The sequence below is a fragment of the Hoeflea sp. genome (assembly GCF_039975035.1).
Classification (GTDB): Bacteria; Pseudomonadota; Alphaproteobacteria; order Rhizobiales; family Rhizobiaceae; genus Hoeflea.
On sequence record NZ_JBDWHW010000245.1, the window covers coordinates 1 to 2,947 of the forward strand.

General features: G+C 57.4%; 2 protein-coding genes. Both read left to right on the forward strand.

Annotation, left to right across the window (positions count from 1 at the left end; genetic code table 11):
- Positions 1-1,844: tripartite tricarboxylate transporter permease (locus ABJN75_RS21830; protein WP_348441730.1), on the forward strand; the 1,844-nt coding region annotated here is incomplete at its 5' end.
- Positions 1,845-1,856: 12 nt separating this feature from the next.
- Positions 1,857-2,375, forward strand: coding sequence for an OsmC family protein (locus ABJN75_RS21835; RefSeq protein ID WP_348441731.1), 519 nt, complete (start codon positions 1,857-1,859; stop codon positions 2,373-2,375).
- Positions 2,376-2,947 lie beyond the last annotated feature (572 nt).

Sequence of the window (2,947 nt, forward strand, 5' to 3'; positions counted from 1 at the left end):
GTATGCTGCCCGGATTGGGCGGTGTGGCCGCAGTCTCGATACTTCTCCCCTTCATCTATTATCTCGACGATTTCTCCGGCCTTGCGATGCTGCTTGGCGCCGTATCAGTCGTTTACACGTCCGACACGATCACATCGGTATTGTTAGGCGCGCCCGGTTCGCCGGCCTCCGCACCAACCGCGATTGAAGGCAATGCGCTGGCCAAACAGGGCGAAGCGGCGCGCGCATTGGGCGTCGGATTTCTCTCCTCCATGGTTGGCGGATTGATGGGCGCCGTGATCCTGCTGGTCGCCATTCCCGTGGCTGGGCCCATCGTGCTGATGCTCGGGACGCCGGAACTGTTCATGTTTGCTTTTGTCGGACTGTTTTTTGCAAGTTCGATGATTGGCAAGGATCTGGCAAAAGGCATTGCCGCCGCATGCCTCGGGCTTTTCCTCGGAGTTGTCGGTCCGGCATCGGCAGCAGCCGATTTCCGGTTCACCTTCGGGCAGGTCTATCTTCTCGACGGCTTCTCCCTGACCATCGTCGCTCTGGGACTTTTCGGCGTGGCCGAAGCAATCTCGATGCTTGCTGCAGGTGGCGGCATTTCACACACACCGATCACGGTCAGCAACTGGGGTGCCGGATTCAGCGATTTCTGGAAGAACCGGTGGCTGGTGCTGCGTGCCTCGATCATTGGCGTCTTCGGGGGCTTCGTTCCCGCAGTCGGCGCTTCAGCCTCGACCTGGGTCGCCTACGGGCACGCGATCCGATCCACCAAGGACAAATCGAAATTCGGCAAGGGTGAGATTCGCGGCATTGCGGCCTCAGAAGGCGCCAACAACGCAACGGTTATCGCCGATCTTGTGCCAACGCTGCTGTTCAGCGTCCCCGGAGGCCCTGCCGCCGCGATTTTCCTCGGCGCGCTGTTCTCGTTTGGATACTATCCCGGCCCCCGGATGATCTCCCAAAACCCTGATCTGATGTTTCTGATCGTCTGGTCGGTTGCGCTCTCGTCGGTCGTCGGTGCGGCGATTTGTTTTGCGATAACTCCAACTCTGGCCAAACTGACACGGATTCCGTTCGGCATCATCGCAGCCCCCTTGATCCTCATCATGGTTGTCGGAGCCTATCAGGCAACCAGCACCATGGGCGACATCTTCATGCTGTTTGGCCTTGGGGCTTTGGGCTGGATGATGAAACACGCCGAATGGCCGCGTGCTCCAGCCCTTGTCGGTTTTGTGCTTGCGTCTCCGATGGAGCAGTATTTCTGGCTTTCCAACCAGATCCACGGCTGGTCCTGGCTGCTGCGCCCGGGAGTGCTGATTATAGCCTCGTTCATCGCAATCCCGGCGATCTTGAACATCTACCGCTGGCTCAGGAACCGCGGCAAAGCCAAGGCCGACACCGCCGCCGAGGTGCTCAACCTTCCCGTCGCCGAGGATCACAAGACAATATCGCTGATTCTCTCCGGGCTGGTCTCCATAGCCTTCGCCTATGCGATCTGGGAGATGACGGGGTTCAATGCATCATCCCGCCTGATGCCGTCACTGGCGTTGTACCCGGGACTGCTGTTGTCGCTTTGGTTGCTGTATCGGGCAATCCGCGACTACGCACCATCCACGGGAAGTCAGTTCAAGGAACCGCTGATTCTGATCGTTCTGGTGGTTTATGCGGTTGCGCTTTGGGCAATCGGGTTCACCATCCCGACCATCGGCTTGCTGTTGTGGATGCTGTTTGCCCGCGCCAGCATGCGACTTGTTCCCGGCCTGATCTACGGCGCCGTGGTCTTCGGCATCGTCTGGCTACTCTTCAACGTTCTCCGCGGGGATGCCCCCGTGGGTGTTCTCACCGGCCTTAGCTAAACAGGACTTATCATGATCGACCAGGACATCATCGAACCTTCCATCGACCCCGCCACCAAGAAAATCGGCATTCGACACGTCAAGGCAACCAATGCTGCCGGCACGCGAACCAAGATCCAGGTCCGCGATTTTGACCCGGTCTATACCGACGAACCTGCCTCGCTGGGAGGGACAAATTCGGCTCCCAGCCCTCTGGAGACTGTGCTCGTGGCGCTTGTCGGCTGCGATGGCGTGATTATCAATGGTGTCGCGACTGCGATGAAATTCAGCTATTCCGGCGTCGATTTTGCCTGCGAAAGCCAGATCGACGTGCGCGGTCCCAAGGGCGTTCCGGGCATACGTCCCTATTTCGAGACCGCGAAGCTGGATATTATTGTCTACTCAGATGAAACTGAGGCCCGCTTCCAGCAATTGCGTAAGAACGTGGAATTCCGTTGCCCGGTAATGAACTTGCTTCACGCAGCCCAAGTCGACATGGATGTCAGTTGGGTGCAGCGACCGGCCGCCGACTATGCAGGCAGCATCGAGTGAGAGCCTGATGACAGGGTGGAAGCCGGACAGGGAGCGGGAAAAAGGTGGGGGTAAGAACCTTCTGGTAATCGGGTCCTTTTCTGGAAAGGGCACTCGGTTATGGGACAATTGAGGATGAAGGTCTGGGTTGAGTTTATCGGCACCGATGGCGTTCAGCAGCGTCGAGAAATTGCAACCGTCGACGTAGTGTCGACGGAGGGCTCTGTTGCAAACTCTTCGCTAACCGGCGACCGATAATCACCTCTCGATGTTTTCGGAGATGACCATGTTCAAAGGCCGCCATTTCGACCAGTCAGGCGTTGGTGCACGAATAAGATTTCAACGTTTTGCGTCTATGCGGCGGGGATCGAAAAAAGCATGATTGGTCCAGCATGCCGCACAAACATAACGCCGCCCGCCGCCATCACATCGGTAAGATGAAGTTCAAAGTGACTAGGGCCTGTGGACATTCGGGATTCCCATCGGTTCTGATTTCTGATTCAAAGCTTCCAAACGGAGGTTTGAATGAACGAGCAGCGCTTTGTGGTGACGGATGATGTATGGCAGCGACTTGAGCCGCATTTGCGTGGAAA

Excerpts from the sequence above, each read along its gene's own strand:
- ABJN75_RS21835 (WP_348441731.1), top strand. The coding sequence starts at position 1,857 with ATGATCGACCAGGACATCATCGAACCTTCCATCGACCCCGCCACCAAG.